The following is a 24,687-nucleotide window of genomic DNA, read 5'->3' as shown; positions in this document are numbered from 1 at the left end:
CGAACGCCGGCCGGGCTGAATGTCAGCCCGGCCGGCGTTCGAGGCGCGGTGCGGCATCAGGCGTCCGCCAGGACCACCGAGCGGGTCAGGTGGCGCGGAGCGTCCGGGTCGAGGCCGCGGGCGGTGGCGCGGGCGACGGCCAGGCGCTGGACGCGGATCAGGTCGGCCAGCGGGTCCAGATCGCTCTGCACCCAGCGGGCACCGGTCTCCAGGAGCTGTTCGCGCAGCCCCTCGGGCGCGGCGCCGAACATCCAGGTGGCGGTCGTGTCGGTGGCGATGGAGATCGGGCCGTGGCGGTACTCCATCGCGGCGTACGACTCGGTCCAGGACAGCGACGCCTCCTTCATCTTGAGCGCCGCCTCGTTGGCGAGGCCCGCCGTCCAGCCCCGCCCGAGGAACGAGAACTGCGTGCAGTCCACCAGGCCCTCCGGCAGCGGCTTGGCGAGCGCCCGCTCCGCGTCCCGGACCACGGCGTCGGTGTGCAGACCGAGGTGCGCGCGCAGCAGCGTGAGCAGGGTGGTGGCGAACCGGGTCTGGACGACGGACTGTTCGTCCGCGAAGTCGAGGACGACGACCGCGTCGGCGGCCGTCATCACCGGGGTCTCCGGGTCGGCGGTGATGGCCACCGTGGGCGTGGTGCCGCGCAGCCGGTCGAGGAGTTCGAGGACCTCGGTCGTGGTGCCGGAGCGGGTGAGCGCGACGACCCGGTCGTAGCGGCGGCGGGTGGGGAACTCGGACGCGGCGAAGGCATCGGTCTCGCCCTGCCCGGACTCCTCACGGAGCGAGGCGTATGCCTGAGCCATGTAGAACGAGGTGCCGCAGCCGACGACGGCGACGCGCTCGCCGGCCGCGGGCAGCGCGGCCGCGTGACTCGGTGCCAGCTCCGCTGCGCGGCGCCAGCACTCCGGCTGACTGGCGATCTCGATCTCGACAAATGACACTTTTGCACTCCGTTGTGGTGGTGGGATGCTCGTTTACGCACGCTACCCGCGATGAGCGAGCATTATCAAGCATTCCGCGTGCACGGGGCTTGACTCGCCGGAGCCTTGTGCGACGCTTGCGCCCTGTCCGGTGATCGCGCCCAAGGGGATGGGCGCCCGCAGCCCGGACCTGTGAGGAGAACCGTCTTGTCCAGGGATGCCCGGTGGAACGCACTGCTGGAACTCGTAGGTAAGCACGGCCGGGTGGACGTCGAGGACGCCGCGAAGACGCTGGACGTCTCGGCCGCGACCATCCGGCGCGACCTGGACCAGCTCGCCGAACAGCAGCTTCTCACCCGTACCAGGGGCGGCGCGATCGCCCATGGCGTCAGTTACGAGCTGGCCCTCCGGTACAAAACGGGGCGCAACGCCCCGGAGAAGCGGGCCATCGGCCGCGCCGTCGCCGAACTCGTCGCGGTCGGCGAGGTGGTCGGCCTCACCGGCGGCACCACCATCACCGAGGTGGCCCGCTCGCTCGCCGTCCGCGCGGACCTGGTGGGCGAGGGGGCCGGCGGCGCGTCGGGGCAGCCCACGCTGACGGTGGTGACCAACGCCCTCAACATCGCCAACGAGCTGGTGATCCGCCCGCAGATCAAGATGGTCGTCACCGGCGGAGTCGCCAGGCCCCAGTCGTACGAGCTGACCGGCCCGCTGGCCAGCGGGGTGCTCGGCGAGATAACGCTGGACGTGGCCGTGCTCGGCGTCAACGCCATCGACACCGAACGCGGCGCGTACGTGCACCACGAGGGCGAGGCCAGCATCAACCGGCTGCTCGCCCAGCAGGCCCAGCGCGTAGTGGTCGCCGCCGACTCCTCGAAGATCGGCAAGCGGGCCTTCGCCCGGGTCTGCGACCTCTCCCTGGTCGACTTCCTGGTCACCGACCGGGGAATCGCCCCCGAGGCGTCCGCCCGCTTCACCGAGGCCGGCGTCACGGTCATCGCCGTCTGACCCCTCGCCGTACCCCCAGCGGGCCGCCGCGCGCACACTGCGCGGCGGCCCGCTTCTCCGTGCGCGTCCAAACCGGTTCGAGGCGCCGGACCGTGCGTGAACTGTGCATGTTCACGCACAACCACGCACCAGGGGGCTGGTTTTGACGGAGGAACAGTGCATTCCGGTCCCATTTCGCCGTCGCCAAGCGCCCCTTATGCGGCGATTGCCGTATCTGTGACACCTCGTTGTGCCCCATGGTGCGACTTTTGCCTGCCCATAGATGTTCGTTACCTCTGCGAAATGAACAACTCTTGCCATATGGCCGCACGGTCGTGAACTATGTGCCTGTCGCCGCGAAGGAGCATCGGCCGCGCTTCCCCGAAGCGCGCGCCGCCCTTCACGTATGCGGGACGTTCTCTCGCTCCATCAGCCCTGGAGGTGCCTGTGACGATGGCAAACACGCCGGTCACAGCTGCGCGGCCGCCCGTGCCGCAGCCCCGCGACCCGGAAGACGCGGAACGCCCCGCGGGGAGGAAGGGCAAGAAGAACCGAATACGGCAGCCGCTCCGGCAGCGCCTCAAGCGGGACAAGGCACTCCTGCTCTTCTGCCTGCCCGGCGTGCTGTACTTCGTCCTCTTCTTCTATCTGCCGCTCGCGGGCAACGTCATCGCCTTCCAGGACTACCAGCCGTTCCTGGGCTTCAAGCAGAGCCCGTTCGTGGGGATGGCGAACTTCACCGCGCTGCTGGCCGAGCCCGAGTTCTGGAGCGCGGTGTCCAACACCCTCCAGATCACGGCGATCCAGCTCCTCCTCTACTTCCCGGCGCCGATCGCCCTGGCCCTGCTGCTGAACTCGCTCATCAGCGAGAAGATCAAGCGGTTCATCCAGACCGTCGTCTACCTGCCGCACTTCCTGTCGTGGGTCGTCGTCGTCGCGATGTTCAAGCAGGTGCTCGGCGGCGCCGGTTCGGTCACCACGCTCCTCATGGAGCACGGGGTCAGCATCGGCAACGTGATGACCGACCCGGGGACCTTCAAGTTCCTCATCACCGCGCAGGCCATCTGGAAGGACTGCGGCTGGGGCACGATCATCTTCCTGGCGTCCATCGCCTCGATCGACATGGGCCAGTACGAGTCCGCCGCCATGGACGGCGCCGGCTGGATGCGCCGGATCTGGCACATCACCCTGCCCGGCATCCGGCCGGTCATCCTGATGCTGCTCATCCTGCGGCTCGGCGACATCCTCTCGGTCGGCTTCGAGCAGATCCTGCTCCAGCGCGACGCCGTCGGCCCGGACGCCGCCGAGGTGATGGACACCTATGTCTACTTCCACGGCGTCGTGGACGGCGACTGGGGCATGAGCACCGCCGCCGGACTGATGAAGGGCGTCATCGGATTCGCCCTCATCCTCGCCGCCAACAAGCTGGCCCACCGCTTCGGCGAGCAGGGAGTGTACCGATGAGTCAGTCCGTCGCGACCCGGCTGCGCGCCGCCCGGTCCGGGGCCACGCCCCGCCCCCGCAAGTCCAACGGCCGCCCGCCGTGGATGGAGCGCCCGCACTGGTACGGGCAGGGCGCCAAGGGCCTCGCGCTCATCGTGCTCACCGTGATCGTGCTCTACCCGTTCGTCCTGGCCATCGGCACCAGCCTCGCGGGCCGCGAGGAGCTGAACGCCAACGGCGGCTACGTACTGATCCCGCACCACCCGACGCTGGAGGCGTACCGCGTCATCCTGTCCGGCGGCGTGGTCACCCGGGCCGCCGTGGTCTCCATCTTCATCACGCTGATCGGGACCGCGCTCAGCCTGGCCTGCACGGTGATGATCGCGTACGGCACCTCGCGCCCCGGCACGGTCCTCGCCAAGCCGATCCTGCTGCTCGTGCTCGGCACGTTCCTCTTCGCGCCCGGCATCATCCCGACGTACCTCGCCGTCCAGCAGTTCCACATGCTGGATACGTACGCGTCACTGATCCTTCCGGTGCTGCTGAACGCCTTCAACATCGTCGTGGTCCGCTCGTTCTTCCAGTCCATTCCGGAAGAGCTGTACGACGCGGCGCGCATCGACGGCGCCGGCGAGGTCACGGTCCTCTTCCGGATCGTCCTCCCGCTGTCGAAGGCGGTCCTCGCGGTGGTCGGCCTGTTCTACGCCGTCGGGTACTGGAACAGCTTCTTCAACGCGGTGCTGTACCTCAACGACTCCAGCAAGTTCCCGATCCAGGTGATCCTGCGGAGCTACGTCCTCAACGGGCAGAGCATCAACGCCTCCGCGATGGGCGTCCACTCGATCCCGCCCGCGACCTCGCTGCAGATGGCCGTGCTGATCATCGCGATCGTGCCCATCTTCTGCGTCTACCCCTTCCTGCAGAAGTTCTTCGTCAAGGGCGTCCTCACCGGGGCGATCAAGGGCTGACCCCGCCCGCCCCGCACCACCGCCCCGTACGCCACCCACTTCAAGGAGCCCCATGTCCACCCACCTGTCCCGACGCGGTTTCATGGGCGCCGCGGGAATCGCCGGCCTCACCGTCGCGGGTCTGACGACCCTGAGCGCCTGCGGCAGCGGCGCCACGGTCGGCAAGGGCGGCGCCAAGGCGTCGGCCAAGCTCAAGCTCCCGACGTACGTGGCGGCCCAGACCGCCCCCGCCGACCTCGCCGGCAACGCGGCGGGCCTCGACGCGACCTATCTGCGCTACCCCAAGAAGCTCACCAAGTCCGTTGCGAAGACCCCCGGTGACGGCAGCCGCATCACCGCCCTCACCGAGACCTTCACCACCCCCGCCCCGCCGCAGGCCAAGAACGGCTACTGGCAGGAGCTGAACAAGCGGCTCGGTGCCCGGTTCGACATGACGATCGTGGTGGACCAGGGCGTCGACGCGTACCTCACCAAGTTCAACGCGATGATGGCCGGCGGCGACATACCCGACCTCGTGTGGTTCCCGCCGAACCAGGGCATCCAGCGCGTGCCCGAGCTCCTGGACGCCAAGTTCCACGACCTCACCCCCTACCTCTCGGGCGACGCGGTCAAGGCGTACCCCAACCTCGCGAACCTGCCGACCACCGCCTGGAAGACCGCCGTCGTCAACGGCAAGATCCGCGGCGTCACCGTTGCCTACGGCTCCATGGGCCAGGTCTACGTCGTCAACCAGGACTTCTGGAAGCCGGTCGGCGGCGCCGAGTTCACCAGCGCCGAGGACTTCCTCGCCAAGGGCAAGGAGCTGCTGGACGTCAAGCGCAACAAGTACGTCCTGGAACCGGCGTACGTGAACCACATCGCCCAGTTCGCCCAGTGGTTCGGCGCCCCCAGCGCCTGGCGTTTGGAGGGCGGCAAGCTGACGCACCAGTACGAGACGGAGGAGTACCAGGAGGCCCTGGCCTTCGCCGTCAGGTGCGCCAAGGCCAAGCTCTTCTGGCCGGACCCCAACCTCAGCACCACCATGGAGAAGATGGCCCAGGGCTCCCTCGGCGCCTACGTCCAGTCCTTCCCCAGCTTCCTGGTCGACGCCAAGACGTACGACTTCCCGTTCGGCGTCATCGTGCCGTTCGCCGCCAAGGAAGGCGCCACGCCGCACTACAACATGGGCTACGGCTCCGTCGGCTACACCGCCATCAACAAGAAGGCCGACGACAAGCGCGTCAAGATGCTGCTGCGCGTCCTGGACTACCTGGCCGCCCCCTTCGGTACGGAGGAGCGCCTCTTCCTCGACAACGGCATCGAGGGCAAGCACTGGAACCGCACCTCCGACGGGGACGTCAAGCTCACCGCCAAGGGCAACTCCGAGGCCGTCACCACGGCGATGCCGCTGGCCTTCCTCGCCGCCGGACCCGAGTACATCTACCTGCCGGGCCGGGGCGAGCTGGCCGGAAAGATCCACGGCTGGCAGGAGGACCTGCTCAAGATCGCCCAGACCAACCCGACGAGCGGCCACTTCTCGGACACGTCCACCAGCAAGAGCCCGTCGCTCACCACCGCCATGAGCGACATCCAGCTGGACATCGTCGCCGGCCGCAAGCCGATCTCCGCCTTCAAGGACGAGCTGCGCAAGTGGCGCTCCGGCGGCGGCGACAAGATGCGCGCCGAGTTCGAGGCGTCGCTCGCCGGCAAGTAACCTCCGCCCGCACGACCCGCACCAATCGAAGGGACTCCCGTGTCAGACCTGCGACTCGGCGTCATCGGGCTCGGCCTGCGCCGGTCCATCGCGATGTCGGCCCACCACCCCGGCCAGGGCTCGGCGATCACCGCCGTCTGCGACCTCGACCCGGAGGTGCGCAGCCGCGAGGCCGAGCGCTTCGGCGCCGAGATCGCGGTCGAGGACTACAAGCTGCTCCTCGGCCGGGACGACCTGGACGCGATCATCGTCGCGACCCCGGACGACACCCACGAGACCATCGCCATCGACGCCCTGAGGGCCGGCAAGGCGGTCTTCGTGGAGAAGCCGCTCGGCATCTCCGTCGAGAGCTGCGACAACATCCTGCGCGCCGCGTACGAGACCGGCACCCGGCTCTACGTCGGCCACAACATGCGCCACATGGGCGTCGTCCGGCTGATGCGCGACATCATCGCGCGCGGCGACATCGGTGAGCCCAAGGCCGTCTGGGTGCGCCACTTCGTGGGCTACGGCGGCGACTACTACTTCAAGGACTGGCACGCCGACCGCACCCGCACCACCGGTCTGCTCCTCCAGAAGGCCGCCCACGACATCGACGTGCTGCACTGGCTGGCCGGCGGCTACACGCAGCGCGTCAACGCCCTCGGCGACCTGCTCGTCTACGGGAACCTGCCGCGCCGCGAGCCGGACACCCCGCGCCCCGAGAACTGGCTGCGCGAGTTCGACTGGCCGCCGACGGCCCGCAAGGACCTGCACCACATCGTGGACGTCGAGGACGTCTCGGTGATGAACATGCAGCTGGACAACGGCGTCGTGGCCGCCTACCAGCAGTGCCACTTCACCCCCGACTACTGGCGCAACTACACGGTCATCGGCACCGAGGGCCGGCTGGAGAACTTCGGTGACGGCCCCGGCGACGAGGTCAAGGTCTGGAACACCGGCCCCAGCGGCTACCGCGCCGACGCCGACATCACCTACCGGGTGCCCGAGGCCAAGGGCTCCCACGGCGGCGGCGACAGCCGGATCATGCAGGAGTTCGTCCGCTTCGCCCGCGAAGGGGGACTCACCGACACCTCCCCGGTCGCCGCCCGGATGAGCGTCGCCGCCGGTGTCCTCGCGACCCGCTCCCTGCGCGAGGGCGGTGCGCCCTTCGAGGTGCCGCCCCTCGACCCGGAGCTGATCGCGTACTTCGAACGCGGCCAGGTCCGTTCCTGACGGCTGAGCCAATGGTCCCCGGCGCACCGCTCCACGCGGTCGCGCCGGGGACCTTTCGGCGTCTCTTTTCGGCCATGCTCAGTGGGTAATCGGCCCCTTCCGGTTTGACGGCGCCGTATCCCGTAATAGTGACGAAGCCGGTCCGAAGTGGTCTCACACGGTCACCACCCGGCCATCCGCGCGGCCGGGCAAGGTCTCTTTCCAGCCAATCATGTGCCCATCTGGCCGGGCTCGAACGCGCGACCGGAAACCGGTCGGCATAATCGCGTCCATGTCGATCACGGGTGGGGATGTCGTTGACCTTGGCAGGGGCCTGTACGCCTGGCTCCCGCCCAAGCGTGGCTGGGGGCTGGCCAACTGCGGCCTGCTCGTCTCGCCCCGCGGCGCGCTGTGGATCGACACGCCGTACGACCCCGTGCTCGCCGGCCAGTTCCTCGCCGAGTCCACCAAGCGGCTGCCCGACGGCGTCACCGTCGACCGGGTGATCGTCACGCACGCCAACGGCGACCACTTCTGGGGCGCGGGCGTGCTCCCGGACGCCGAGATCATCGTGACCCGCGAGGCCAGGGAGCACATCCACTACGAGCCCTCGCCGCAGCAGCAGCACGCGCTCGTCACCGGCGGCGACCCGGCCACCCCGCTCGGGGCCTACCTCGCCCGCCACTTCGGCCCGTTCGACTGGTCGCAGACCGAGCCCGTCCGGCCGACCACCTACTTCACCGGCGAGCTCGAACTGAGCCTCGGCGACTACCCGGTGCAGATCACCTCGCTCGCCCCCGCGCACACCACCGGCGACCTGATGGTCCACCTCCCCGCCCAGTCCACCGTGTTCAGCGGCGACATCATCTTCTCCTCGTCCGCCGAGCAGCCCGGCGACCACCCGATCCACTGGGAGGGCCCGCTGAGCAACATCATCGGCGCCTGCGAACAGGTGCTGGCCACCGGCGCCGAAACGATCGTCCCCGGCCACGGACCCGTCCTCGACCGGAACGGCGTCCGCGAGCACATCGCGTACCTCGAGTACATCCAGGAGCGCGCCCACGCCCTGCACGCCGCCGGTGTCCCCTCCATCGACGCCGCCCGCCAGGTCATCGCCGAGGGCCGCTACCCCGGACTCGGCCTGCCCGAGCGGCTGGTGGTCACCATCGGCAGCGAATACCGGCAGCTCGACGGCTCGGAGCGGCGCAGCGTCGTCCAGGTCATGACCGACGTCGCCACGGTCGCACACGAAGTGGAGCAGGTCGGTGAGCCGGCAGGCAGCGCGGGCTGACCGCGCGGCCCCGCCCCGCGCGCACCGGCGGACCGACCCGACGAGAGAAACGCGGTAACGGCATGGCATGGATCGTCGCACTGATCGCCGTCGCCGCCGCGGTGGCGGGATTCACGCGCGCCTACCGGACCGGCCTCCTGGAGCAGCAGGCCGTCACCCGCGCCGAACTCGCCGAACGCCAGGCCAAGGCCGCCGAGGCCCGCACCGCGGCCCTCCTGGACGAGATCCGGCAGCTCGCGCGCCGACGGATACCCGCCGCCGCCCTCGCCCTCTCCCACCCCAGCGCCACCGTCCCCGGCCTGCGCGAGGCGGCCGAGGTCGACGGCGGCGCCGCCCTCCTGCTCACCGAGGCCGTCCAGGCCGCGCGGACCGCCGTCCTGGAGGAGCGCGGACGTGTCGATGCGGCGGCCCGCGCCGCGATGCGCGGCACCTCCGCCAAGATCCAGTCCCTGCTGAACCAGTCCCAGCAGCTGCTGCACGAACTCCAGCACGAGTACGACGATCCGCGCATCCTCCAGCTCGACTTCCGCAACGAACTCGCGCTGCGCCGCACCCAGTCCACCGCCGTCCTGTGCGACGCCTGGCCCGGACTCGCCCGCCAGAACTCACCCCTGGTCGAGATCGTCCTCGGCGCCCAGTCCCGCGTCGCCGGCTACGAGCGGATCAAGGTCTCCAACCACCTGCGCGACGAACGCCTCGCGCTCGCCGCCCGCGCCGCCGAACCCCTCGCCATCGCCCTGGCCGAACTCCTGGCCAACGCCACCGCCTACTCCCACCCGGACACCGACGTCCAGGTCACCGTCCAGCAGAGCGGCGGCCGGGGCGCCTTCCTCGTCGTGGACGACGCCGGTATCGGCATGGACGAGGACGCCCTCGAACGGGCCCGCGCCCTGCTCGCCGGGCCCGCCGAGGTCCTGCTCACCGAGCTGGGCGACCCGCCGCAGACCGGCTTCGCGGTCGTCGGCCGGCTCGTCGTGCAGTACGGCTTCGAGTGCCACATCGAGGCGTCCCCGTTCGGCGGCATGCGGACCATCCTGCGCGTCCCGGCCCACCTGCTCACCGTGCTGGACGAGGACCGGAACCTCTCCGCCCTCGCCCCCGCACCCGTGACGGCCGCCCCCGCCCAGCCCGCCCCGGCCGGAACGGACACCCCCGCACCGGACGCCGCCGAGCCCTCCGGACTGCCCAGCCGGCGTCGGCGGGCGCCGCGCCGCACCCCCGCCACGGCCACCGCCGCCCGGGCCGCCGAGCCGTCCGCCGCCCAGCCCTCCCGTACTCCGGAGGCGGCAGGGGCTTCCTGGGCGGCCCTCCAACAGGGCACCCTCAACGGCAGGAGCGTCACCGGGCGGACCCCCGCACCGGACACCGGCGCCCCCGACCACCAGGACGACCAAGGAGACGACGAGAAGTGAGCGCCCCCAGCCCCACCTCAGGCGACCTCGCATGGGTGCTGACCCCGCTGCTTGAGCTGCCCGGAGTCCAGCACGCGGTGGTCGCCACCGGCGACGGCCTGGTCGAAGGCGCGTCCCCCGGCCTCGACCGCGCCTCCGGCGAACGGGTCGCCGCGATGACGGCCACCCTGCACGCCGCCGCCCGCGCCTTCACGACCGCCTTCACCGACGCCGAGGCCCCGCAACTGGCCCAGACCGTCGTGGAATCGGACCTGGGCTTCGCCATCGTCGTACCGGCCGGGCGCAACACCACCCTCGCCCTGTTCGCCGAACCCGGCGCCAAACTCGGCGACATCGCCTACCAGATGCAGGTCCAGGTCACCGCGCTCACCCGGGCGATGCACGCACCCGCCCGCCAACCGGACACCGCCGCCCGGCCATGACCCCCGGCCCAGCACGCCGTCTGATCCCCGCCTATCTGGTCACCGGCGGCCGGTCCCGCCCCGCCGGCCCCGCCCTCGACCGGCTCGCCGTCCTCGTACGCACCGACGCGCCCGTGCCCGACGACGCCGGAACCCAGGCCCGCAACCTCTGCGACCTGCTGGAACCGGGTGCCCTCACCGTTGTCGAGTGCGCGGCCCACCTGGACCTGCCGGTCAGCGCCACCGTCTTCCTGGCCACGGACCTCGCGGCCACCGGACTACTGCTCACCCGACCGCCGATACCCAGTGCCGGGCAGATCGACAGGTCGCTTGTCGAGAGGCTGCTCGATGGACTCCGCTCCCTCCCCTGACCGGACCGGCGTCGGCTATCTGCCGGCCGCCGCCCGGACCCTGATGAAACTCGTCGTCACGGGTCCCTTCGGCGTGGGCAAGACCACCCTGATCCGCACCCTCTCGGAGATCGCCACCCTCCACACCGAGGAGGCGATGACCCAGTCCAGCACCCGCGTCGACTCCACCGCCGGACTCCCCGACAAGACCACCACCACGGTCGCCATCGACTTCGGCCGCCTCACCGTCCCCGACGACCTCGTGCTCTACATGTTCGGCACCCCTGGCCAGGAACGCTTCCTGCCCCTGTGGGAGGACATCGCGCGCGGCGCCCTCGGCGCACTCGTACTCGTGGACACCCGGCGGCTCGCCGACTCCTTCGCCGTGATGGACATGGTCGAGGAGCAGGGGCTGCCGTACGCCGTCGCGGTGAATCGTTTCCCCGACGCCCCCGCACACAGCGACGAGGTCCTGCGCAAGCACCTCGACCTGGACGACACCACCCCGCTCGTCCAGTGCGACGCGCGTGAGCGGCGCGGCAGCATCGACGCCCTGATCGCACTCGCCGAACACGCGCTGACCCGCATGCCGCAGCCCGAGGACGCCTCATGACCACGTACGCACCGCCGCCGCAGCCGCTCGCGCTGTTCGGCCCGGCCTTCGCGGCCGACCCGCAGGGCCACTACCGCGCCCTGCGCGAGCACGGGCCGCTCGCGCCGGTGCGGATCGCCCCCGACGTCGAGGCGCTGCTCGTCACGGACTACCAGGCCGCCATCGACCTGCTCCGCGACACCCACACCTTCAGCAAGGACCCCCGGACCTGGCAGGCGACCATTCCGCCGGACTCGCCGGTGCTGCCCGTGCTCGGCCACCGCCCCACCGCCCTGTTCAGCGACGGCGCGGTGCACGCCCGCTACCGCGAAGCCATCAACGACAGCCTCGCGCTGATCGAACCGCACATCCTGCGCGCCGAGGTGGCCCGGGTCGCCCGGCAGCTCATCGGCCGGTTCGCCGCCACCGGCAGCGGCGACCTCATCGCCCAGTACGCCCGCCGGCTCCCCATGCACATCTTCGTCACCTGGTTCGGCGCCGACCCCAAGGACGGCGAACGCATCGTGGACGGGGTGGCCGGGATGATGAACTCGGCGGCCGACGCCGCCACGGCCTACGCGGACCTGGTCGACGTCGTCACCCGCCTCGTCGCCGACCGGCGCGCCCGGCCGCGCCGCGACCTGACCTCGTACTTCCTCGCCCATCCGGCGGGGCTCGACAACGACGAGACGGTCCGTCAGATCACCCTGGTCATGAGCGCCGGAAACGACCCGATGACCAACCTCATCGGCAACGCCACGCTCCATATGCTCACCGACGAACGCTACGCGGGCTCCCTGCACGGCGGCGCGATGACCGCCCACGAGGCGATCAACGAGGTCCTGTGGCGCGACCCGCCGATCGCCAACCTGGCGGCCCACTACCCGCGTCACGACACCGAGTTCCACGGCGTCCGGCTGCGCGCCGGACAGCTCGTCCTCGTCTCCTACGCCGCCGCCAACTCCCAGTCCCCGCCGCCCGTCACCGACGACGGGCTCCGGTCCGGGGCCAGTGCGCACCTCGCCTGGTCGGCCGGGCCCCACCGCTGCCCCGCCAAGCAGCCGGCCCTGCTCATCGCGATGACCGCCATCGAACAGCTCACCAGCCTCCTGTGCGACGCGCGGCTCGCCGTGCCGCCCGACGAACTGCTGTGGCGCCCCGGCCCGTTCCACCGCGCGCTGGCCCACCTCCCGATCCGCTTCACCCCGCTGGACACCACCGCGGCGCCCAGCGGAGCCATCACGGTCGCGGACCCCTCGGACGTGATTCCGGCGGCTGCAATCGATTCCTGAGCCGTGTCGCTCGTAGGCCGAACGGGTGAGGGAGGGGACAATCGCCCGATGAACAGTGAGTGCGGCCGGCAGTACGCCGACCGATGTGCGGACGGAGTGGTCCGGTGAGCAGGTACGACAGGTACGACGTCACGGACGAGCAGTGGGAGGGGCTGGCCCAGGTCGTACCGCTGCGCAGCCGCAACGAGTGGCCCTCCCGGGTGGACCACCGCACCGTCCAGGACGAGCCGGAGCCCGCCGAGCAGCGGCGCATGGTCGTGCTGCGGGTCCAGGTGTTCGCCGACGCCCGCGAGGTCGCGGAGTACCTGGTCGCCCAGGTGCCCGTGCTGCTCGACCTGACCAGCGCGGAGGCCGATGTGGCCAAGCGCATCCTGGACTTCGCCAGCGGTGTCGTCTTCGGGCTCGGCAGCGGTATGCACCGGGTGGACCGCAACGTCTTCCTGCTGTCGCCCGCCGGTATGGAGGTCGAGGGCGTCACGGCGGCCGGGGTGCCGGGGGCGTAGGAGCGGCAGGTGACCGAACTCGACGTACGAACCCTCCAGCGGCGGCTGGCCGCCTTCGCGGACGCGCGCGACTGGGGGCAGTACCACACCCCGAAGAACCTGGCATCGGCGCTGAGCGTGGAGGCCGCCGAACTCCTCGAAATCTTCCAGTGGCTGACGCCCGAACAGTCGGCGCGGGTCATGGCGGACCCGGAGACGGCGCCCCGCGTGGCGGACGAGGTCGCGGACGTGCTCGCGTATCTCCTCCAGTTCTGCGAGGCGTTGGGGATCGACGCCCTCGCGGCGCTCGCGGCCAAGATCGAACGGAATGAGTCGCGCTTTCCGGTCCCAGGATCAACGGGCGACGAAGATCGTCACTCTTCGGAGTGATCGACTTGTTCACATTCGATTGAGTGTCCACAGATTTCCGAAATCCTCTGGCGTTTCGGTGCGGTCGCCCTCACTGTGGGTAATGAACGTGGTGAGCGGGTTTTCCGCGGCGACGAGCGGGTTTTCGCATCGAACGGGGGAAGTCGATGGAAGCGGAACGGCTGGTAGCGGTCATCAGGCAGGCGCTGGCGCAGAGCCGGGGCACACCGGACATCATCGCCGAGGCGTGGCAGGCGCAGGCCCTGGCCCAGGCGGTCGGCAGTCGGCTGGCGGCGGACGGTCCGAAGGAGCTGCGGCCCGAGGCGGGCGCCCTCAGCGAGATCGGGGGCGGCACCAGCGGCGCGCTCGACCACCCGGCGGCCCGCGCCGGGGTGGCCCGCGCGGCGCGGCTGACCGAGGTCGCCGATCCCCGCGCGGCCCTGACGGGCCTCGCCGCGCTGCTCGGGGAGGTCGGTATGGCCCTGGTCGGGGTGGCCTGCGAGACCGATGAGCAGGGCCTGTACTGGCAGTGCATGGAGGCGATCGACGCCGCCGACGAGTCGACCGACCGGGTCCGCTCCATGCTCCGGCTCCTGGACGAGCGGGAGCGCGAGCGGCGGGAGGCGCTGGAGCGCGGCCGGGAGCGGGACGGCCCGCACGGGGTGCTGCACGGCCCGGTGGGCCCGGTGACCGGCATTCAGTGAGCGGTGCGCGCGCGGGCGGCGCGCGCGGGTGCAGGATGGAGGCATGGATCTTCGCATCTTCACCGAGCCCCAGCAGGGCGCGAGCTACGACACCCTTCTCACCGTCGCCAAGGCCACCGAGGACCTCGGCTTCGACGCCTTCTACCGGTCCGACCACTATCTGCGCATGGGGCAGGGCGACGGCCTGCCCGGCCCCACGGACGCCTGGATCACGCTGGCCGGACTGGCCCGCGAGACCAAGCGCATCCGCCTCGGCACCCTGATGACGGCAGGCACCTTCCGGCTTCCCGGCGTCCTCGCCATCCAGGTCGCCCAGGTCGACCAGATGTCCGGCGGCCGGGTCGAACTGGGCCTGGGAGCGGGCTGGTTCGAGGACGAGCACAAGGCGTACGGCATCCCGTTCCCGAAGGAGAAGTTCGGCCGCCTGGAGGAGCAGCTCGCGATCGTCACGGGACTGTGGGCGACCGAGGTCGGCAAGACCTTCAGCTATGACGGCACGTACTACCAGCTGACGGACTCGCCGGCGCTGCCCAAGCCGGCCCAGTCCAAGATCCCGGTGCTCATCGGCGGGCACGGCGCGAAGCGCACCCCGCGCCTCGCCGCCCAGTACGCGGACGAGTTCAACATCCCGTTCGCCTCGCTGGAGGACAGCGAGAAGCAGTTCGGCCGGGTCCGGGAGGCGGCCGAGGCGGCGGGCCGCACCCCCGACGACCTGGTGTACTCCAACGCGCTGGTCGTCTGCGTCGGCCGGGACGACGCGGAGGTTGCGCGCCGGGCCGCCGTCATCGGCCGGGACGTGGCCGAGCTGAAGGCCAACGGGCTCGCGGGCTCGCCCGCCGAGGTCGTCGACAAGATCGGGCGGTTCGCGGCGATCGGGGCGTCGCGGATCTACCTCCAGGTCCTCGACCTGGACGACCTGGACCACCTGGACCTGATCGCCTCCCAGGTCCAGTCCCAGCTGGGCTGAGAGCGGGGCAGCGATGACACCGGGGCCCGGCCGCCCGCTGGCCGCCGCACTGGCCGAGGGCACGGTCCTGCTCGACGGAGGGCTCTCCAACCAGTTGGAGGCCCAGGGCTGCGATCTGTCCGACGCGCTGTGGTCCGCCCGGCTGCTCGCCGACGGACCCGGGCAGATCGAGGCCGCCCACACGGCGTACGTGCGGGCGGGGGCCCAGGTGCTCATCACGGCCAGCTACCAGGCGAGCTACGAGGGGTTCGAGCGGCGCGGAATCGGGCGGGACGAGGCGGCCGCGCTCTTCGCCCGCAGCGTGGAGCTGGCCCGCCGGGCGGCCTCCACGGTGGAGCGGGACGTCTGGGTGGCGGCCTCGGTCGGCCCGTACGGGGCGGTGACGGCGGACGGCGCGGAGTACCGGGGCCGCTACGGGCTCACCGTCCGGGAGCTGGAGCGCTTCCACCGCCCCCGCGTCGAGGCGCTGGCCGCCGCCGGGCCGGACGCGCTGGCCCTGGAGACGGTGCCGGACATGGACGAGGCGCGGGCCCTGCTGCGGGTGGCGGGGGAGTACGGCCTGCCGGTGTGGCTCTCCTACACCGTCGCCGGGGGCCGGACGAGGGCCGGGCAGCAGTTGGACGAGGCGTTCGCCCTGGCCCGGGGCCACGACGAGGTGATCGCGGTCGGCGTCAACTGCTGCGACCCCGCCGAGGCGGAGGCCGCCGTGCGGACGGCGGTCCGGGCGACCGGGAAGCCGGCCGTGGTCTACCCCAACAGCGGTGAGGACTGGGACGCGGAGTCGGGCGCGTGGACCGGGGCGGCGGCAGCGTTCACCCCGGACCGAGCGGCGGCCTGGCAGGCGGCGGGCGCCCGGCTGATCGGCGGGTGCTGCCGGGTGGGGCCGGAGGCGATCGCGGGGCTGGCGGGGGTGGGGCGCGGCCGGGAGGCCGGGTGACGCGGGGCCATGCGCGTGCCCCCGGGAAATTGCCTGGTGGGAGGTGGGCGGGCGGATCATACTCAAACGTGTGTTCCTGACGATCAGTACAACCGGCTCCCCGGAACGTCCCGCCACCGACCTCGGGTTTCTGCTGCACAAGCATCCCGAGCGGGCGCAGGCGTTCTCCACCTCCCATGGCACCGCGCACGTCTTCTATCCCGAGGCGTCCGCGGAGCGGTGCACGGCGGCCCTGCTGCTGGAGGTCGATCCCGTCGCCCTGGTGCGGAAGGGGAAGGGCAAGGGCCGGGGCGGTGCGCCCGACGCGGCGCTCGCGCAGTACGTCAACGACCGCCCCTACGCGGCATCCTCGCTGCTGTCCGTCGCGATGAGCACCGTCTTCAAGTCCGCGCTGAGCGGTGCCTGCAAGGCGATGCCCGAGCGGGCTGCGGCCCCCATGGAGCTGCGGATCGAAGTGCCCGCCCTGCCGGCCCGTGGTGGTGCCGAGCTGGTGCGCAAGCTCTTCGGTCCGCTCGGATGGACGCGGGTGGAGGCGGAGGCCGTACCGCTGGACGAGACGTTCCCGGAGTGGGGCGACTCGCGGTACGTACGGCTGGTGCTCGAAGGCGAGCTGCGGCTCGCCGACGCGCTGCGCCAGCTGTACGTGCTGCTGCCGGTCCTGGACGACGCCAAGCATTACTGGGTGGCGCCCGACGAGGTCGACAAGCTGCTGCGCGCGGGCGAGGGGTGGCTGGCGGAGCACCCCGAGCACAAGCTGATCACCAGCCGGTACCTGGCGCGGCGCTGGGGGCTGACCCGGCAGGCGATGGAGCGGCTGGAGCTGGTGCGGCTCGCGGAGGCGGACGACCTCGACGTCGAGAGCGTCGACAACGCCGTGGACGAGCGCTCCGACACCGAGGAGCGGCCGGTGCCGCTGGCCGTGCACCGCCGCGACGCGATCCTGGCCGCGCTCACCGCCGCGGGCGCCGGCCGGGTGCTCGACCTCGGCTGCGGACAGGGGCAGTTGGTGCAGGCGCTGCTGAAGGACCCGCGCTTCACGGAGATCGTCGGCCTCGACGTGTCCATGCGCGCCCTGACGATCGCCTCGCGCCGGTTGAAGCTGGACCGGATGGGGGAGCGGCAGGCGTCCCGTGTGACGCTGCGCCAGGGCTCCCTGACCTACACGGACAAGCGGCTCAAGGGCTATGACGCCGCGGTGCTCAGCGAGGTCATCGAGCACCTGGACCCGGAGCGGCTGCCCGCCCTGGAGTTCGCCGTGTTCGGCTCCGCGCGCCCCCGCACGGTGCTCGTGACCACGCCGAACGTCGAGTACAACGTCCGCTGGGAGACCCTTCCGGCCGGCCACACCCGCCACGGCGACCACCGCTTCGAGTGGACCCGGGCCGAATTCCGGGCCTGGGCCGAGGAGGTGGCCGGACGGCACGGGTACGGCGTGGCGTACGTGCCCATCGGCCCGGACGACCCCGAGGTCGGCCCGCCCACCCAGATGGCCGTGTTCTCCCTCAGCACCACCACCGACGAGACCCAGAAGGAGGCGAAAGCCGCATGACCACCGAAGACACGGGGCGCGCCCCGCACCGCACCCTCCCCGTCACCGACCTCGCCCTCGTCGTGCTCATCGGCGCCAGCGGCTCCGGCAAGTCCACCTTCGCGCGGCGGCACTTCAAGCCGACCGAGGTCATCTCCTCGGACTTCTGCCGGGGCCTCGTCGCCGACGACGAGAACGCCCAGAGCGCCAGCAAGGACGCCTTCGACGTCCTGCACTACATCGCGGGCAAGCGCCTCGCCGCCGGCCGGCTGACCGTCGTGGACGCCACGAACGTGCAGCCGGAGGCCCGGCGCCAGCTCGTGCGCGTGGCCCGGGAGTACGACGTGCTGCCCATCGCCATCGTGCTCGACCTGCCCGAAGAGGTCTGCCTCGCCCGCAACGCCGCCCGCCCGGACCGCGCCGACATGCCCCGCCACGTCATCCAGCGCCACCGCCGCGAGCTGCGCCGCTCCCTGCGCGGCCTGGAGCGCGAGGGCTTCCGCAAGGTGCACATCCTGCGCTCCGAGGACGAGGTCGACCGGTCCGAAATCGTCCTGGAGCGCCGCTTCAACGACCTGCGCCACCTCACCGGACCGTTCGACATCATCGGCGACATCCACGGCTGCCGCTCCGAGCTGGACACCCTCCTCGGCAAGCTGGGGTACGTGGACGGCGCCCACCCCGAGGGCCGCACCGCGGTCTTCGTCGGCGACCTCGTGGACCGCGGCCCCGACAGCCCCGGCGTCCTGCGCCGCGTGATGTCGATGGTGGCCGAGGGGAACGCGCTGTGCGTCCCCGGCAACCACGAGAACAAGCTCGGCCGCTACCTCAAGGGCCGCAAGGTCCAGCTCACCCACGGCCTCGCCGAGACCGTCGAGCAGCTGGAGCGGGAGGACGCCAGGGACCCCGAGTTCCGCAAGCGGGTCGCGGAGTTCATCGACGGGCTCGTCAGCCACTACGTGCTGGACGGCGGCCGGCTCGTCGTCTGCCACGCCGGGCTGCCCGAGAAGTACCACGGCCGCACCTCCGGCCGGGTCCGCTCGCACGCGCTGTACGGGGAGACCACCGGCGAGACCGACGAGTTCGGGCTGCCCGTGCGCTACCCGTGGGCCGAGGACTACCGGGGCAGCGCCGCCGTGGTCTACGGCCACACGCCCGTGCCCAACACCTCGTGGATCAACAACACCATATGCCTGGACACCGGTGCCGTCTTCGGCGGCAAGATGACCGCGCTGCGCTGGCCGGAGCGCGAACTCGTCGACGTACCGGCGGAGCGGGTCTGGTACGAGCCGGTGAAGCCGCTGGAGACCGAGGCCCCCGGCGGCCGGGAGGGCCGGCCGCTGGACCTGGACGACGTGCAGGGCCGCCGGATCGTGGAGACCCGGCACATGGGCCGCCTCGCCGTCCGCGAGGAGAACGCGGCCGCCGCCCTGGAGGTCATGAGCCGGTTCGCGGTCGACCCCCGGCTGCTGCCCTACCTGCCGCCGACCATGGCGCCCACCGCCACCTCGCGCGAGGACGGCTATCTGGAGCACCCGGCCGAGGCGTTCGGCGAGTACCGGGCCGCCGGTGTGGCGAAGGTGGTCTGCGAGGAGAAGCACATGGGCTCCCGCGCCGTGGCCCTGGTCTGCAAGGACGCCGCCGCGGCCCGGGAGCGCTTCGGCACCGGCGACGGCGGGCCCACCGGCGCGCTGTACACCCGCACCGGGCGCCCGTTCCTGGACGACACCGCGCTCACCGAGACGGTGCTCGGGCGGCTGCGCACGGCCGTGACCGCGGCCGGGCTCTGGGAGGAGTGGGGCACCGACTGGGTGCTGCTCGACGCCGAGCTGATGCCCTGGTCCCTGAGGGCGCGCGGCCTGCTCCGCTCGCAGTACGCGGCCGTGGGCGCCGCCTCCGGCGCGGTGTTCCCCGCCGCCACCGGGGCCCTCGCGGCGGCTGCCGCGCGCGGCGTCGACGTGGGCGCGCTCGCGGACCGGCAGCGGGAGCGGGCCGAGGACGCGGCGGCGTTCACGGAGGCGTACCGGCGTTACTGCTGGGGCACCGAAGGGCTGGACGGCGTGCGCCTCGCGCCGTTCCAGATCCTCGCCGTACAGGGCCGCTCCCTCGCCTCCGTACCGCACGACGAGCAGCTGGCCTGGCTGGACCGGCTGGTCGAGCACGACCCCACCGGGCTCCTCCAGGTCACCCGGCGGCTCGTCGTGGACACCGCCGACGAGGCGTCCGTCCGCGCGGGCACCGACTGGTGGCTGGAGATGACCGGCCGGGGCGGCGAGGGCATGGTCGTCAAGCCGCTCGGCGCGCTGGTCCGGGACGCCAAGGGACGCCTGGTGCAGCCGGGGATCAAGGTGCGCGGCCGGGAGTACCTGCGGATCATCTACGGCCCCGAGTACACCCGCCCGGACCACCTGGACCGGCTCCGCGGCCGCTTCCTCGGCCACAAGCGCTCGCTGGCCCTGCGCGAGTACGCCCTCGGCCTGGAGGCCCTGGACCGGCTCGCGGACGGGGAGCCGCTGTGGCGGGTCCACGAAGCGGTGTTCGCCGTCCTGGCGTTGGAGTCGGAGCCGGTGGACCCCCGGCTCTAGACGCCTGACAGAACAGGCTGGCGATTCGCCGGGTGAACGGCGCGCCGCGCGGTGAGGATGTGGGCATGGGATTCCATGTCGACTCCGAGGCCGGGCGGCTGCGCCGCGTCATCCTGCACCGCCCCGATCTGGAACTGAAACGGCTCACGCCGACCAACAAGGACGCGCTCCTCTTCGACGACGTGCTCTGGGTGCGCCGGGCCCGCCAGGAGCACGACGGCTTCGCCGACGTGCTGCGGGACCGGGGCGTCGAGGTGCACCTCTTCGGCGACCTGCTCCGCGAGGCGCTGGAGATCCCGGTCGCCCGGCGCCTCGTGCTGGACCGGGTCTTCGCCGAGAAGGAGTACGGCCCGCTCGCCACCGAGCATCTGCGGGCCGCCTTCGAGGAGTTGACCGCGGCCGAGCTGTGCGAGGCGCTGGTCGGCGGGATGACCAAGCGGGAGTTCCTGGACCGGCACAAGGAGCCGGTCTCGGTGCGCTTCCACGTCATGGACCTGGACGACTTCCTGCTCGGCCCGCTCCCCAACCACCTCTTCACCCGGGACACCTCGGCGTGGATCTACGACGGCGTCTCGATCAACGCCATGCGCTGGCCCGCCCGGCAGCGCGAGACGGTCCACTTCGAGGCGATCTACCGCCACCACCCGCTCTTCACCGGCCCCGAGGCGGGCGCCTTCCACCACTGGTCCGAGGGGCAGGACGACTACCCCTCCACCATCGAGGGCGGCGACGTCCTCGTCATCGGCAACGGCGCCGTGCTCATCGGCATGAGCGAGCGCACCACCCCGCAGGCCGTCGAGATGCTGGCCCGGGGCCTCTTCGACGCCGGCTCGGCCCGGACCATCGTGGCGCTGGACATGCCCAAGAGCCGGGCCTTCATGCACCTCGACACCGTGATGACCATGGTCGACGGGGACACCTTCACCAAGTACGCGGGCCTCGGCATGCTCCGCTCGTACACGATCGAGCCCGGCGAAGGCCCGCGCGACCTCAAGGTCACCGACCACCCGCCCGAGCAGATGCACACGGCCATCGCGAGCGCCCTCGGCCTGGACTCCATCCGGGTGCTCACCGCCACCCAGGACGTGCACGCGGCCGAGCGGGAGCAGTGGGACGACGGCTGCAACGTGCTCGCCGTCGAACCCGGCGTCGTCGTCGCCTACGAGCGCAACGCCACCACCAACACCCATCTGCGCCGCCAGGGCATCGAGGTCATCGAGATCCGGGGCAGCGAGCTGGGCCGGGGCCGGGGCGGTCCGCGCTGCATGAGCTGCCCGGTCGTGCGGGACGCGGTGTGACGGGCGGCGGGGCATCCGTACCGCGAGACGGCTCTGTATAGCGATGCATTGCATCGTATAGAGTTCCAGCGTTACGGTATGCGTCCCCCGTCCGACCCAGGAGCAGTCACCATGGCCATAGACCTCGCAGGCCGCCACTTCCTCAAGGAGCTGGACTTCACGGCCGCGGAGTTCCGCGGCCTGATCGAGCTGGCCGCCGAGCTCAAGGCCGCAAAGAAGTCGGGCACGGAGACGCGGCGGCTGCGCGGCCGGAACATCGCGCTGATCTTCGAGAAGACGTCGACCCGCACCCGGTGCGCGTTCGAGGTCGCCGCCGCCGACCAGGGCGCCTCGACCACGTATCTCGACCCCTCCGGCTCCCAGATGGGGCACAAGGAGTCGGTCAAGGACACCGCGCGCGTCCTCGGCCGGATGTTCGACGGGATCGAGTACCGGGGCGACAGCCAGGCGGCCGTCGAGGAGCTGGCCGCCTACGCCGGGGTGCCGGTCTTCAACGGGCTGACCGACGACTGGCACCCGACCCAGATGCTCGCCGACGTGCTGACGATGACCGAGCACAGCGAGAAGCCGCTGGAGGAGATCGCCTTCGCCTACCTCGGCGACGCCCGCTTCAACATGGGCAACTCCTACCTCGTCACCGGCGCCCTGCTCGGCATGGACGTGCGCATCGTCGCGCCCAAGGCGTACTGGCCGGCCGAGACGGTCGTCGCCGAGGCCCGCGCGCTCGCCGAGAAGTCCGGCGCCCGGGTCACGCTCACCGAGGACGTGGCCGAGGGGGTGCGCGGCGCGGACTTCGTCGCCACCGACGTCTGGGTCTCGATGGGCGAGCCCAAGGAGGTCTGGGACGCCCGCATCGCCGCCCTCGTGCCGTACGCCGTCACGATGGACGTCCTGCGGGCGACCGGGAACGCCGGGGTGAAGTTCATGCACTGCCTGCCCGCGTACCACGACCTCGGCACCGGCGTGGCGCGCGAGATCCACGAGCGGCACGGACTGAGCGAGCTGGAGGTCACCGACGAGGTGTTCGAGTCCGAGCACTCCATCGTCTTCGACGAGGCGGAGAACCGCATGCACACGATCAAGGCCGTGCTCGTGGCGACGATGGCCGCCTAGCGGCCGAGTGCTCGCATGTTCATGCATCCAATTGGGTGAATATGCGGACAGGTGTCTATGATGGTGCCGATTGGTGGGGTTCGAGCTCGCACGCTCGAACCCCCTTTTCGTGCGCGCGACGGCCCCCACCGACCGAAACGCGCCTCCCCCCACGCGTACCACCGAAATGAGACACCGCCGTGAGCCCCCTGCGCCTCCCCGGCCCCCCGCACCGCGTCAAGGACCCGCACCGGCTGATCGCCGAGTCGGGCGCCGACCTGGAGGGCCACGGCCTCAAACGCACCATGGGCCTGTTCCAGCTGGTGTGCTTCGGGGTCGGCGCGGTCGTCGGGACCGGCATCTTCGTGGGCCTGTCCGACAGCGTGGCCGAGGCCGGGCCCGCCGTCGTGGTCTCCTTCGTCCTCGCGGCCGTGACCTGCGTCTTCACGGCGTTCTCGTTCGCGGAGCTGGGCAGCGCGATCCCCGTCTCCGGCAGCTCGTACTCCTTCGCCTACGCCACGCTCGGCGAACGCCTCGCCTTCCTCGTCGGCTGGTGCCTGCTCCTGGAGTACGGCGTCTCGGTCTCCGCCGTGGCCGTGGGCTGGAGCCAGTACGTCAACGAACTGCTCGACAGCCTCTTCGGCCACCAGCTGCCCGCCGCGCTCTCCACCGGACCGGCGGACGGCGGCGTGATCAACCTGCCCGCCGTGATCGTGGTCATGATGGCCGCGACCCTGCTGGTGCGCGGCGTACGGGAGAGCGCGACCGCCACCGCCGCGATGGCCGTCCTCAAGCTGGTCGTCCTGGCCCTGTTCTGCGTCATCGCGTTCACCGCGTTCGAGCGCGGCAACCTCGCCCCGTTCGCCGCCCACGGCGCGGGCGGCGTCACGGCGGGCGCGTCGCTGGCGTTCTTCTCGTACATCGGCTTCGACGCGATCACCACGGCGGGCGAGGAGGTCAAGAACCCCCGGCGGAACATCCCGCTCGCGATCATGATCTGCATCGGCCTGGTCACCCTGCTCTACTGCGCGGTCGCCCTCGCCGCGATCGGCGCGCTCGGCCCGGACGCCGTCTCCGACAAGCCCGCCGCGCTCTCGCTCATCGTCGACCAGGTCACCGGCTCGTCCGTGGGCGGCGGCGTCATCGCCTTCGGCGCGGTCGTCGCCATTGCCTCGGTCGTCCTCGCCGTGATGTACGGGCAGACCCGCATCCTCATGTCGATGTCCCGCGACGGCCTGGTCCCGAGGGTCTTCGAGCGGGTCTCGCCGCGCACCGCGACCCCGGTCGCCAACACCTGGATCGTCGCCGTCGTCTTCGCGGTCCCGGCGGCCTTCTCCTCGCTCGACATGGTGGTGAACCTGACCACCATCGGCACGCTCGCCACCATGGTCGCGGTCAACGCCGCCGTCCTCGTGCTCCGCCGCCGCAACCCCGAGGTGCGCGGCTCCTTCCGGGTCCCGCTCTACCCGCTGAGCCCGCTCGCCGGCATCGGTTTCTGCGTCTATCTGATGTACGGCACCGGCTGGACGACCTGGGTCCAGTTCGCCGTGTTCCTCGCGGTCGGCGCGCTCGTCTACGCGGTCTACGGGCACCGCCGCTCGCGGCTGGCGAACGGCTAGATCGGCGGCAGCCGGAACCAGACCGCCTTGCCGCGCTCGGTCGGGCGGTGGCCGCAGGACGAGCTGAGCGTGCGGATCAGCAGCAGCCCCCGGCCGTGCTCCTGCCACGGGTCCGGCACGTCACCGGGCTCCGGGCGGGACAGATCGCCGGGCGGCGCCGGGTCGCCGTCGTGCACCTCCACCTGGCAGCCCGCCGGGAGCAGCTCGACCACCAGCTCTATGGGGTCGTCGCCCGGGGTGTGCTCCACCGCGTTCGCGACCAGCTCGGCGGTCAGCAGTTCGGCGGTGTCGCTGTCGGCGGGCGCGTCGATGTCCGTCAGCACCGAGCGGATCAGCGCGCGGGCGATCGGAACGGCGGCGGTGGAGTGCGGCAGGGTGATGCGCCAGGAGGGGGGTGGCGGTCCGTCGGGCGGCACGAGGGTTTCCGTTCGGGTGAGCGCGGGGGTCCTGGGCTCAGACGGTTCCGCGCTCAAGACGTGTCGGGTCCAACCTTACGAAGCGGGGCGACGGCGACAAGGGGCTGCGGTCCGGTACAGAGGGGACGTTCGTCACTGGACCCGTGC

Annotated in this window: 23 protein-coding genes; 21 read left to right on the top strand and 2 right to left on the bottom strand. The window is 71.5% G+C overall.

Annotated features, from left to right (window positions below; translation table 11 throughout):
* Positions 1–56: 56 nt before the first annotated feature.
* Positions 57–941, bottom strand: a complete 885-nt coding sequence (locus tag NEH16_RS06430; RefSeq protein ID WP_265540003.1) for an SIS domain-containing protein — start codon at positions 939–941, stop codon at positions 57–59.
* 186 nt (positions 942–1,127) lie between these two features.
* Here NEH16_RS06430 and NEH16_RS06425 point away from each other — a divergent pair, with 186 nt between their 5' ends.
* The 21 genes from NEH16_RS06425 (at position 1,128) to NEH16_RS06325 (ending at position 24,124) form a co-directional block, all read left to right on the top strand.
* Positions 1,128–1,928 (top strand): DeoR/GlpR family DNA-binding transcription regulator, encoded by an 801-nt coding sequence (locus NEH16_RS06425; RefSeq protein ID WP_265540001.1) that lies wholly within the window; start codon positions 1,128–1,130, stop codon positions 1,926–1,928.
* 432 nt (positions 1,929–2,360) lie between these two features.
* Complete coding sequence (locus tag NEH16_RS06420; protein ID WP_276104730.1) at positions 2,361–3,371, top strand: ABC transporter permease; 1,011 nt, start codon at positions 2,361–2,363, stop codon at positions 3,369–3,371.
* Positions 3,368–4,318: a carbohydrate ABC transporter permease gene (locus tag NEH16_RS06415; protein WP_073966252.1), complete on the top strand. Its 951-nt coding sequence runs from the start codon at positions 3,368–3,370 to the stop codon at positions 4,316–4,318. Before NEH16_RS06420 ends, NEH16_RS06415 begins: the two co-directional genes overlap by 4 nt.
* Positions 4,319–4,370: 52 nt before the next feature.
* Entirely contained in the window at positions 4,371–6,011 is a 1,641-nt protein-coding gene (locus tag NEH16_RS06410; protein ID WP_265539999.1) for a hypothetical protein, read from the top strand.
* Between the two features lie 39 nt (positions 6,012–6,050).
* Positions 6,051–7,226 carry a Gfo/Idh/MocA family protein gene (locus tag NEH16_RS06405; protein WP_265539998.1) on the top strand — a complete coding sequence of 392 codons (1,176 nt, stop codon included), beginning with the start codon at positions 6,051–6,053 and terminating at the stop codon, positions 7,224–7,226.
* A gap of 271 nt (positions 7,227–7,497) precedes the next feature.
* Positions 7,498–8,496: an MBL fold metallo-hydrolase gene (locus NEH16_RS06400; RefSeq protein ID WP_265539996.1), complete on the top strand. Its 999-nt coding sequence runs from the start codon at positions 7,498–7,500 to the stop codon at positions 8,494–8,496.
* A gap of 62 nt (positions 8,497–8,558) precedes the next feature.
* Positions 8,559–9,908: an ATP-binding protein gene (locus NEH16_RS06395; RefSeq protein ID WP_265539994.1), complete on the top strand. Its 1,350-nt coding sequence runs from the start codon at positions 8,559–8,561 to the stop codon at positions 9,906–9,908.
* Entirely contained in the window at positions 9,905–10,330 is a 426-nt protein-coding gene (locus NEH16_RS06390; RefSeq protein ID WP_073966247.1) for a roadblock/LC7 domain-containing protein, read from the top strand. The genes NEH16_RS06395 and NEH16_RS06390 overlap by 4 nt, the downstream gene beginning before the upstream one ends.
* Complete coding sequence (locus NEH16_RS06385) at positions 10,327–10,680, top strand: DUF742 domain-containing protein (RefSeq protein ID WP_073966246.1); 354 nt, start codon at positions 10,327–10,329, stop codon at positions 10,678–10,680. The genes NEH16_RS06390 and NEH16_RS06385 overlap by 4 nt, the downstream gene beginning before the upstream one ends.
* Positions 10,658–11,272 (top strand): GTP-binding protein, encoded by a 615-nt coding sequence (locus NEH16_RS06380; RefSeq protein WP_265539989.1) that lies wholly within the window; start codon positions 10,658–10,660, stop codon positions 11,270–11,272. The genes NEH16_RS06385 and NEH16_RS06380 overlap by 23 nt, the downstream gene beginning before the upstream one ends.
* A complete protein-coding gene (locus NEH16_RS06375; protein ID WP_265539988.1) occupies positions 11,269–12,543 on the top strand; it encodes a cytochrome P450 in 1,275 nt (424 codons plus the stop codon). The genes NEH16_RS06380 and NEH16_RS06375 overlap by 4 nt, the downstream gene beginning before the upstream one ends.
* Before the next feature lie 104 nt (positions 12,544–12,647).
* Positions 12,648–13,046, top strand: coding sequence for a cell division protein SepF (locus NEH16_RS06370; RefSeq protein ID WP_073966243.1), 399 nt, complete (start codon positions 12,648–12,650; stop codon positions 13,044–13,046).
* A 9-nt stretch (positions 13,047–13,055) separates the two neighbouring features.
* Positions 13,056–13,415: a nucleotide pyrophosphohydrolase gene (locus NEH16_RS06365; RefSeq protein WP_073966242.1), complete on the top strand. Its 360-nt coding sequence runs from the start codon at positions 13,056–13,058 to the stop codon at positions 13,413–13,415.
* 146 nt (positions 13,416–13,561) lie between these two features.
* Positions 13,562–14,098, top strand: a complete 537-nt coding sequence (locus NEH16_RS06360; RefSeq protein ID WP_265539985.1) for a DUF6099 family protein — start codon at positions 13,562–13,564, stop codon at positions 14,096–14,098.
* Between the two features lie 43 nt (positions 14,099–14,141).
* Positions 14,142–15,065, top strand: coding sequence for an LLM class F420-dependent oxidoreductase (locus NEH16_RS06355; protein ID WP_073966240.1), 924 nt, complete (start codon positions 14,142–14,144; stop codon positions 15,063–15,065).
* Between the two features lie 13 nt (positions 15,066–15,078).
* A complete protein-coding gene (gene mmuM / locus NEH16_RS06350; RefSeq protein ID WP_265539983.1) occupies positions 15,079–16,002 on the top strand; it encodes a homocysteine S-methyltransferase in 924 nt (307 codons plus the stop codon).
* 70 nt (positions 16,003–16,072) lie between these two features.
* Positions 16,073–17,551, top strand: a complete 1,479-nt coding sequence (locus tag NEH16_RS06345) for a 3' terminal RNA ribose 2'-O-methyltransferase Hen1 (RefSeq protein WP_265539981.1) — start codon at positions 16,073–16,075, stop codon at positions 17,549–17,551.
* Positions 17,548–20,115 (top strand): polynucleotide kinase-phosphatase, encoded by a 2,568-nt coding sequence (locus NEH16_RS06340; RefSeq protein ID WP_265539979.1) that lies wholly within the window; start codon positions 17,548–17,550, stop codon positions 20,113–20,115. Before NEH16_RS06345 ends, NEH16_RS06340 begins: the two co-directional genes overlap by 4 nt.
* A gap of 65 nt (positions 20,116–20,180) precedes the next feature.
* On the top strand, positions 20,181–21,413 hold the full coding sequence (locus NEH16_RS06335; RefSeq protein WP_265539977.1) for an arginine deiminase: 1,233 nt from the start codon (positions 20,181–20,183) through the stop codon (positions 21,411–21,413).
* Between the two features lie 111 nt (positions 21,414–21,524).
* Positions 21,525–22,526: an ornithine carbamoyltransferase gene (gene argF / locus NEH16_RS06330; protein WP_265539975.1), complete on the top strand. Its 1,002-nt coding sequence runs from the start codon at positions 21,525–21,527 to the stop codon at positions 22,524–22,526.
* A 179-nt stretch (positions 22,527–22,705) separates the two neighbouring features.
* A complete protein-coding gene (locus tag NEH16_RS06325) occupies positions 22,706–24,124 on the top strand; it encodes an amino acid permease (RefSeq protein ID WP_265539973.1) in 1,419 nt (472 codons plus the stop codon).
* Here NEH16_RS06325 and NEH16_RS06320 read toward each other — a convergent pair.
* Positions 24,121–24,540, bottom strand: a complete 420-nt coding sequence (locus NEH16_RS06320) for an ATP-binding protein (protein ID WP_265539971.1) — start codon at positions 24,538–24,540, stop codon at positions 24,121–24,123. The two genes, NEH16_RS06325 and NEH16_RS06320, sit on opposite strands and share 4 nt — an antisense overlap.
* Positions 24,541–24,687 lie beyond the last annotated feature (147 nt).

Source organism: Streptomyces drozdowiczii (assembly GCF_026167665.1).
In the GTDB taxonomy this organism is placed as follows: Bacteria; Actinomycetota; Actinomycetes; order Streptomycetales; family Streptomycetaceae; genus Streptomyces; species Streptomyces drozdowiczii_A.
This window is presented reverse-complemented; position numbering and strand designations above follow the sequence as displayed.

Excerpts from the sequence above, each read along its gene's own strand:
- NEH16_RS06395 (WP_265539994.1), top strand. The coding sequence starts at position 8,559 with ATGGCATGGATCGTCGCACTGATCGCCGTCGCCGCCGCGGTGGCGGGA.
- NEH16_RS06355 (WP_073966240.1), top strand. The coding sequence starts at position 14,142 with ATGGATCTTCGCATCTTCACCGAGCCCCAGCAGGGCGCGAGCTACGAC.
- NEH16_RS06360 (WP_265539985.1), top strand. The coding sequence starts at position 13,562 with ATGGAAGCGGAACGGCTGGTAGCGGTCATCAGGCAGGCGCTGGCGCAG.
- NEH16_RS06410 (WP_265539999.1), top strand. The coding sequence starts at position 4,371 with ATGTCCACCCACCTGTCCCGACGCGGTTTCATGGGCGCCGCGGGAATC.
- NEH16_RS06415 (WP_073966252.1), top strand. The coding sequence starts at position 3,368 with ATGAGTCAGTCCGTCGCGACCCGGCTGCGCGCCGCCCGGTCCGGGGCC.
- NEH16_RS06400 (WP_265539996.1), top strand. The coding sequence starts at position 7,498 with ATGTCGATCACGGGTGGGGATGTCGTTGACCTTGGCAGGGGCCTGTAC.
- argF (WP_265539975.1), top strand. The coding sequence starts at position 21,525 with ATGGCCATAGACCTCGCAGGCCGCCACTTCCTCAAGGAGCTGGACTTC.
- NEH16_RS06335 (WP_265539977.1), top strand. The coding sequence starts at position 20,181 with ATGGGATTCCATGTCGACTCCGAGGCCGGGCGGCTGCGCCGCGTCATC.
- mmuM (WP_265539983.1), top strand. The coding sequence starts at position 15,079 with ATGACACCGGGGCCCGGCCGCCCGCTGGCCGCCGCACTGGCCGAGGGC.
- NEH16_RS06340 (WP_265539979.1), top strand. The coding sequence starts at position 17,548 with ATGACCACCGAAGACACGGGGCGCGCCCCGCACCGCACCCTCCCCGTC.
- NEH16_RS06375 (WP_265539988.1), top strand. The coding sequence starts at position 11,269 with ATGACCACGTACGCACCGCCGCCGCAGCCGCTCGCGCTGTTCGGCCCG.
- NEH16_RS06420 (WP_276104730.1), top strand. The coding sequence starts at position 2,361 with ATGGCAAACACGCCGGTCACAGCTGCGCGGCCGCCCGTGCCGCAGCCC.
- NEH16_RS06380 (WP_265539989.1), top strand. The coding sequence starts at position 10,658 with ATGGACTCCGCTCCCTCCCCTGACCGGACCGGCGTCGGCTATCTGCCG.
- NEH16_RS06385 (WP_073966246.1), top strand. The coding sequence starts at position 10,327 with ATGACCCCCGGCCCAGCACGCCGTCTGATCCCCGCCTATCTGGTCACC.